The 7027-nt window shown below is 63.9% G+C and carries 6 protein-coding genes; 2 read left to right on the top strand and 4 right to left on the bottom strand.

Annotated features, from left to right (window positions below; all coding sequences use genetic code 11):
* The 3 genes from GWP04_07985 to GWP04_07975 form a co-directional block, all read right to left on the bottom strand.
* Window positions 1–260, bottom strand: a 260-nt coding sequence (locus tag GWP04_07985; GenBank protein ID NIA25497.1) for a DNA-binding protein, incomplete at its 3' end; no start/stop codon positions are given.
* 255 nt (window positions 261–515) lie between these two features.
* Window positions 516–2591 carry a pyruvate dehydrogenase (acetyl-transferring) E1 component subunit alpha gene (pdhA, locus tag GWP04_07980; protein NIA25496.1) on the bottom strand — a complete coding sequence of 692 codons (2076 nt, stop codon included), beginning with the start codon at window positions 2589–2591 and terminating at the stop codon, window positions 516–518.
* Window positions 2592–2630: 39 nt separating this feature from the next.
* A complete protein-coding gene (locus GWP04_07975; protein ID NIA25495.1) occupies window positions 2631–3071 on the bottom strand; it encodes a hypothetical protein in 441 nt (146 codons plus the stop codon).
* 366 nt (window positions 3072–3437) lie between these two features.
* Here GWP04_07975 and hutH point away from each other — a divergent pair, with 366 nt between their 5' ends.
* Window positions 3438–4952 (top strand): histidine ammonia-lyase, encoded by a 1515-nt coding sequence (gene hutH / locus GWP04_07970; GenBank protein NIA25494.1) that lies wholly within the window; start codon window positions 3438–3440, stop codon window positions 4950–4952.
* Here hutH and GWP04_07965 read toward each other — a convergent pair.
* A complete protein-coding gene (locus tag GWP04_07965; GenBank protein NIA25493.1) occupies window positions 4945–5217 on the bottom strand; it encodes a hypothetical protein in 273 nt (90 codons plus the stop codon). The genes hutH and GWP04_07965 overlap by 8 nt on opposite strands.
* A gap of 68 nt (window positions 5218–5285) precedes the next feature.
* Here GWP04_07965 and hutU point away from each other — a divergent pair, with 68 nt between their 5' ends.
* Entirely contained in the window at window positions 5286–6938 is a 1653-nt protein-coding gene (gene hutU, locus GWP04_07960; protein ID NIA25492.1) for a urocanate hydratase, read from the top strand.
* Window positions 6939–7027: the final 89 nt, after the last annotated feature.

The following is a 7027-nucleotide window of genomic DNA, read 5'->3' as shown; positions in this document are numbered from 1 at the left end:
AGCGTTTCTGCAGGCTGCTCGTCGGTCACGTACTCGTTGACTCCGGCTCTGCCGGGGAACACGTCGGGTGCGGTCACGCCGACGACCGGACCGCCCACCGATCGGGCTCCTTGCGAAACGGCTTCCATCAGCCCGCCATACCCGCCACTGGCAACGGTGAATCCCGCCTCTGCCAGAAGTCTGCCCAACCGCTGGGCATCCCGGTAGTCGGGATGGTCCGGTGGGGTGCGTGAGGAACCGATGACGGCGATGGTTGGCATGGGCCACAAGGATAGTGCTGCACCTCTCGGCCTCTCCCGGCCAGTTTCCTCCCCCAGGAGGCCCGAAGGGCCGACGTTGGGGGAGGTGTCCCGTCAGGGGCGGAGGGGGTCTTGGGAGGTGCCGCGCCAGGGGCGGAGGGGGTCCTGGCACCGGCACTTCGATGACACCCGCCCTACGGTCTTGCATCACTGCAACGTGGCGATACGAAATACAAAGTACGCAATACGAAATACGTAGAGAAGCGATCCCGCCGATCAGACAACGATTTCTCGCAGCGCCGAAAGGACGCGGCGGTCATCGACGAGTGCGAGCTGTTCGATCGCGAGCATCGGGAGTGGAGCGTCGAAGCCGGTGACTCGCCGGATGGGAGCTTCGAGCAGGTAGGCGCCGTGTTCGGCAACGTACGCCGCGACCTCTGCAAGCGGCCCAAGCGTCCGGGGAGGCTCTTGCACCACAACGAGGCGACTCGTCTTCTCGACCGAGGCCATGACCGTCTCCGTGTCCCAGGGGAACAGGGTGCGCAGGTCGATGACCTCCGCGGAGATTCCTTCCTGTTCGGCTGCAGCCGCCGCCTTCAGGCTCACCGGGACCATGCCTCCGTAGGTGACCACGGTGACGTCGGTGCCTTCCCTACGTACTCTGGCTTGACCGAGAGGGAGCGTGTACGGCTCGACGGGCACGTCTTGTCGCCCTGCCCGGTACAGGACCTTGGGTTCCAGGAAGATGACCGGGTCATCCAACCGGATCGCCGCGGCAAGAAGCCCCTTCGCGTCGAACGGTGTCGAAGGAACCACGATTACCAGGCCCGGGGTGTGCACGAAGTACGCCTCCGGGCTCTCCCCGTGATGCTCCGGCGCTCCGATTCCTGCACCGTTGGGAAACCGAACCACGATCGGCAGCGAGACGTGACCGCGGGTGCGATATCGCATTCTGCCCAGATGGGACACGATCTGGTCGAAGGCCGGGTAGACGAACCCGTCGAATTGGATCTCGGCGATGGGCCGGCCTCCGGCGACGGCCATGCCGATGGACGAACCCACGATCGCGGATTCGTTGAGAGGTGTGTCGAGGACACGCTCTGGTCCGAACCGTTCCTGGAGATGTTCGGTGATCCGGAAGACGCCGCCAGACTTGCCTACGTCCTCACCCAAGACCAGCACCGACGGGTCCTCTTCCAGCGCCTCTGCGAGTGCGGCGTTGATCGCTTCCGCCATGGTCCAGGACTCGGAAGGACCTTCGGGCGGCCGAACGGCGAGATCGGGCCACGGCGTCTCGTTCCGAAAGTCGGTTTCCTGTTCCCCTGCTTCGCGTTGCGCCAGGTGGAGTTCATCGATGAGAATCCGAGGAACCGTCGAGTACACATGGCGGACGACTTCGTCACGGGACGGCAGGGGGATCGCTTCGATCTGTGCGACTGCTGCGTCAAGACGTCGATCGATCCCGTCGATGAGTTCGGCTTCACGGACGTCATCCCACAGGCCCAGCCCGGTCAGGTGGGTGCGCAGTCGTGGAATCGAATCCTTCGCTCTCCACTCCTGCTCTTCCTCTTCCGAGCGGTATCGGCGCGGGTCGTCGGCCGTGCCATGAGGACCGAACCGGTATGTGATCGCTTCGATCAACGTCGGGCCTTCACCATTCCGGGCGCGGCGGACCGCCTCATCGGTGGCCACGTAGACGGCGAGTGGATCCATCCCGTCTACCCGCATCCCGTTGATCCCGTACGCGATCGCCTTGTCGGCGAGCGCTATCGAAGCAGTCTGTTTGTCCAGTGGGACGGAGATGGCGTACAGATTGTTGCGGCAGAAGAACACGTTGGGTGTCTTCCAGACTCCGCTCGCGTTCAACGCCGCGTGGAAATCGGACGCCGATGTCGCACCGTCGCCGAAGTAGGCGATCGTCACCGCGTCGGTTCCGTCCCTTCGAGCCTGGTATGCATGGCCGACGGCGTGAGGAAGGTGCGAGGCGATCGGGACCGCATCCATCTGTACCCGGTACCGGTACGGGTCCCATTCGACGTTCGGGAGTCCGCGCCAGTAGGCGAGGAGAGTACTGATCGGCACGCCTCTGACGAGCTGGGTGCCGTGCTCCCGGTAGCTCGGGTAGACCCAGTCGTTCGGGCCGAGTGCGAGTGCGGACGCGACCTGTGCCGCCTCTTCACCTTCGAGGGGAGCGTAGGTGCCCATGCGCCCCTGGCGTTGCAGGGCGACGGCCTTCCGATCGAATCGTCGAGCCAACACCATGTGCCGATACATGTCCGTCAGCAACTCGTCGGAGAGGTTCGGATCTGGACCGATGAACGCGCCGTCCGGATCGAGAATCTGAAACATCATCTGTTTAGTTTCGCACTGAGGAGACGGATGAACGAAACCTCAGGCTTGCCCGCCGATGTCTACCTGGTAGGCCTCGTACACGATGTCGGCGCCCTTCTGGCGGTGCCGGGTGATACGTCCGAGAAGTTGGGTGATGTGCTCACGGACCAGGCCGGATTCGACGTCCTCGGCGTCGAGTGCGATTTCGATCTCCTCGATCATCCCCTTGATGACGGCGTGATCTGCGGTGAGCAGACGGATGTCGTTGGAGATACGGGGCGCCACGGTCGTGAGTTCCCGGTAGAGGCCGTCCGGTCCCTCCGTCTTCTCGATGTGGTCGGCGAGCGCGGTCGCCACAGTCGCGAGCATGTCTCGGATACGGTCCTGCCAGATCGAGCCGGCGCCGACCGGTCCTGCCGCGACCAGCTCGAGGGCATCGGCGGCGTCGTGCAGTGGTTGACGTCGTTCCCGTGCTTCGGCGATCAAATCCCGTTCTGGCATCGTGGCACCCTTCTATCGTTCTCCTTCTTGCAGAGTACTCGCCTCCAGGATTTCGATTGCAGGCACACGCAGTCAGGGCCTCGACTGTCCGGCGTTCGTGAGGGCTCATCGTGTGAGAATCCGCCGCCGGCCGTGGGAGGGCGATTTGCCCGGAAGGGGGCGTTGACGGAGCGCCACGTCGCTGTCTCTCATCCCTTGGAGTGCGGGAGCGGTGGCACACCGCCGGATTGGCCGGCGCGTATACGATGTCACCAGAGCCGACGTGTCTATAGGTACTCCTTTGGATCGCGGCCGCTATCCAACGGTGCTGATAATGAGGGAACCAACGATGCAGGTACGCTGGTCACACTGGAAAGAGGAGACGAGATGCTGATCGACGGCGGGCCGTTGAGCCCCGAGCAGGTTGTGGCGGTGGCGGTACGCCGTGAACCGGTCGAACTCGCAGCCTCGGTACCGGCGCGAATGGCGCCTGCGCGCAGGCTCATCGAAGAGGTGATTGCCGAGGAGCGAACCGTCTATGGCGTCACCACCGGGTTTGGCGCACTTGCCAACACCCGGATCGGGCGGGAAGAAGCGAAAGACCTCCAGGTACACCTCCTGCGAAGCCATGCGGCCGCCGTCGGTGCACCGCTCGATGACGAGATCGTTCGGGCGATGCTGCTGCTGCGTGCCCGTACACTTTCGCAGGGCCATTCCGGAGTGCGGCCCGTTCTTGTGGAGCGCTACATCGAATTCCTGAACAAGGATCTACTCCCACTGGTCCCCTCCCAAGGTTCCGTCGGCGCTTCCGGCGACCTCGCTCCGTTCGCACACCTGGCCCTTCCGCTCATCGGAGAAGGCTTTCTGAAGGCGGCAGGCGACATCCGTCCTTCCGTGGAGGTGCTCGCCGAGCACGGCATCGAGCCGGTTCGCCTTCAGGCCAAGGAGGGCTTGAGTCTGCTCAACGGGACCGAAGGGATGCTGGCGCAGGGAATCCTGGAACTGGTCCGGGCGGAGCGGCTCGTTGCCACGGCCGATCTGGCGTGTGCCCTGTCGGTCGAGGCGCTGCTCGGAAGTGCGCGTCCGTTCCGACCGGAGATTCACGCACTTCGTCCGCATCCGGGACAGATCGTGTCGGCAGGACTCATTGAGCGGCTTCTCGAAGGCTCCGCGATCGTCGCCAGTCACCGCGACGACTTCACCCACGCCGTGCAGGACGCCTACAGCCTGCGCTGTGCTCCGCAGGTGCACGGTGCCGTACGCGACGCCTTGAGCTACGCCAGGGACGTGTTTACTCGTGAGTTGGGCGCCGTCGTCGACAACCCCATCGTCTTCCCTTCAACCGGCGAGATCGTTTCGGGAGGGAACTTCCATGGTCAGCCTCTCGCGATTGCACTCGACCTCATGGCGATCGCCGTGACGGAGCTGTCGTCGATCTCCGAACGACGCACCGATCGGCTCCTGGACCCCGAGCGATCCTCGGGACTCCCCGCGTTCCTGGCCGCCAAGCCTGGAGTCGACTCGGGCTATATGCTCACCCAATACACCGCTGCGGCCCTCGTTGCCGAGAACAGGGTCCTTGCCCATCCGGCTTCCGTGGAGTCCATCCCGACCTCGGGTTCTCAGGAAGACCATGTCTCGATGGGCTGGGGTGCCGCACGCAAGCTGTGGCAGGTTCTGGACAACGTGAAGCGGGTGCTGGCCGTCGAGATCCTTTGTGCCGTTCGAGGCGTCGAACTCCGGGCGCCGTCGACACCGTCCGTGCACACGGCGGCTGCAATGCGGGCCGTTCGCGAGGTCGTGCCTCCGGTGACTGAGGATCGACCGCCGGGCGTCGAGATCGAAGCCGTGGCGCGTCTGATCGACGGTGGTGCACTGCTCGCCGCCGCGGGACTCAGCTGAAGCGAGAGCGGATCTCCTCTTCGTACTCCGGAAAGTACTTACTGATCACCGGCAGGTCGAAGGTGCTGAGGATCGACTCTTTGGGCTCCCGTTCCAGCAGGAACCGGAACGATTCTTCGATCAGACGTGCAGCATCGGTCTCAGGCGCGAGTCGCTGCACGTCCGCCTCTCTGACTCGCACGTTGTACACGGTCGAGCTCTTGTCGTCGCGGACCCGCACCGTGTACTGATCCGCAGCAGTTTGGATGATGGAGATGCCTGGCATGCTCTGGAAGCTACCACCGCTGGACGGAAGGTGGCGGGTTGGCGGTACGCTTTGTGCAGGAGGACATCATGAGTAGAGAAATCCATGCTCCTCGGGGCACCGCTCTCAACACGAAGGGCTGGCTGCAGGAGGCGGTGCTTCGCTGCCTGATGAACAATCTCGACCCCGAGGTTGCCGAGAACCCCGACGAGCTCGTCGTCTACGGAGGACGAGGAAAAGCGGCACGAAACTGGGAGGCCTTCGATGCGATCGTGAGGAGTCTCCAGGATCTCGAGAACGACGAGACGCTGCTGATCCAGTCCGGCAAACCGGTCGGGGTGTTCCGAACTCACGAAATGGCTCCCCGCGTACTGATCGCGAACAGTCTCCTCGTACCCGACTGGGCCACGTGGGAGGAGTTCTGGGAACTCGAGGCCAAGGGTCTGATCATGTACGGCCAGATGACGGCGGGATCCTGGATCTACATTGGGACACAGGGCATCCTCCAAGGCACGTATCAGACGTTCCTCGCCATCGCCGAGCAGCGCTTCGGTGGCACGTTGAAAGGAACGCTGACGCTGACCGCAGGTCTCGGCGGCATGGGTGGCGCCCAGCCGCTGGCGATCACGATGAACGGGGGAATCGCCCTCGTCGTCGAGGTGAACCCTGCCCATATTCAACGGCGTATCGATACCGGTTACCTCGACGTGGCCGCTCCGAGCCTGGATGCGGCGATCCGAATGGCGTTGGAGGCGAAATCTCGCGGTGATGCGTTGTCGATCGGCGTGCAAGGGAATGCAGCCGACATGTTTCCCGAGCTCCTGGACCGTGGGATCGGCATCGACATCGTCACCGATCAGACATCTGCGCACGATCCACTCAACGGGTACATACCGAGCGGGTACGACGTCGTTGCTGCGGCCGAGCTTCGCAAGAGCGATCCGGAGCGCTACATGGCCCTGGCCCGCTCTTCCATGGCTCGCCATTGCGCGGCGATGGTCGGCTTCATCGACGCCGGTGCCGAGGTGTTCGACTACGGCAACAACCTGCGTGGCGAAGCCAGGAACGGCGGGTTCGAGCAGGCGTTCGCGTATCCCGGTTTCATGCCCGCCTACTTGAGGCCGCTCATGTGCGAGGGGATGGGCCCGTTCCGGTGGGTCGCCCTCTCCGGAGACCCCGCAGACATTGCCGAGACCGACAAGGTGATCGCAGAGCTGTTTCCGGAGAATCAGGGACTTCAACGTTGGCTTGAACTCGCCAAGGAGAAGGTGCAGTTCCAGGGGCTTCCCGCCCGGATCTGCTGGCTCGGCTACGGCGAGCGGGCAAAGGTGGGCCTGGCATTCAACGAGTTGGTGCGGTCGGGGAAGGTGAAGGCTCCGATCGTCATCGGTCGTGACCATCTGGACTCCGGCTCCGTTGCCTCCCCGTACCGTGAGACAGAGGCGATGCTCGACGGGTCCGACGCTATCGCCGATTGGCCGATCCTCAACGCCCTGCTGAACACGTCTTCCGGGGCGGCATGGGTCGCGGTGCACCACGGGGGCGGTGTCGGGATCGGCAAGGCGATCCACGCCGGCGCACAAGTCGTCGCAGACGGCACCGACGATGCCGCCCGTCGACTGGAGCTGATGCTCACCAACGACCCGGGAACCGGAGTGATGCGTCACGCGGACGCGGGCTACGACCGGGCGATCGAAGTTGCCAGGGAACGGGGCGTCCATATCCCGATGCTCGGACAATAAGAACCCGCAATCCCCGAACCCAGGGCTCAGGGGTACCCATAGGGTACGTACGAGCCCAGGGTTCAGAAGTATCCCCAGGGTCCCTGCGA

This window comes from Gammaproteobacteria bacterium, from assembly GCA_011682695.1.
Lineage (GTDB): Bacteria > Actinomycetota > Acidimicrobiia > Spongiisociales > UBA4744 > BMS3Bbin01.
This window is presented reverse-complemented; position numbering and strand designations above follow the sequence as displayed.

Bases quoted from the DNA above. Each gene is read 5' to 3' on its own strand.
- hutH (NIA25494.1), top strand. From the start codon at position 3,438: ATGCTGATCGACGGCGGGCCGTTGAGCCCCGAGCAGGTTGTGGCGGTG.
- GWP04_07975 (NIA25495.1), bottom strand. From the start codon at position 3,071: ATGCCAGAACGGGATTTGATCGCCGAAGCACGGGAACGACGTCAACCA.
- GWP04_07965 (NIA25493.1), bottom strand. From the start codon at position 5,217: ATGCCAGGCATCTCCATCATCCAAACTGCTGCGGATCAGTACACGGTG.
- hutU (NIA25492.1), top strand. From the start codon at position 5,286: ATGAGTAGAGAAATCCATGCTCCTCGGGGCACCGCTCTCAACACGAAG.
- pdhA (NIA25496.1), bottom strand. From the start codon at position 2,591: ATGATGTTTCAGATTCTCGATCCGGACGGCGCGTTCATCGGTCCAGAT.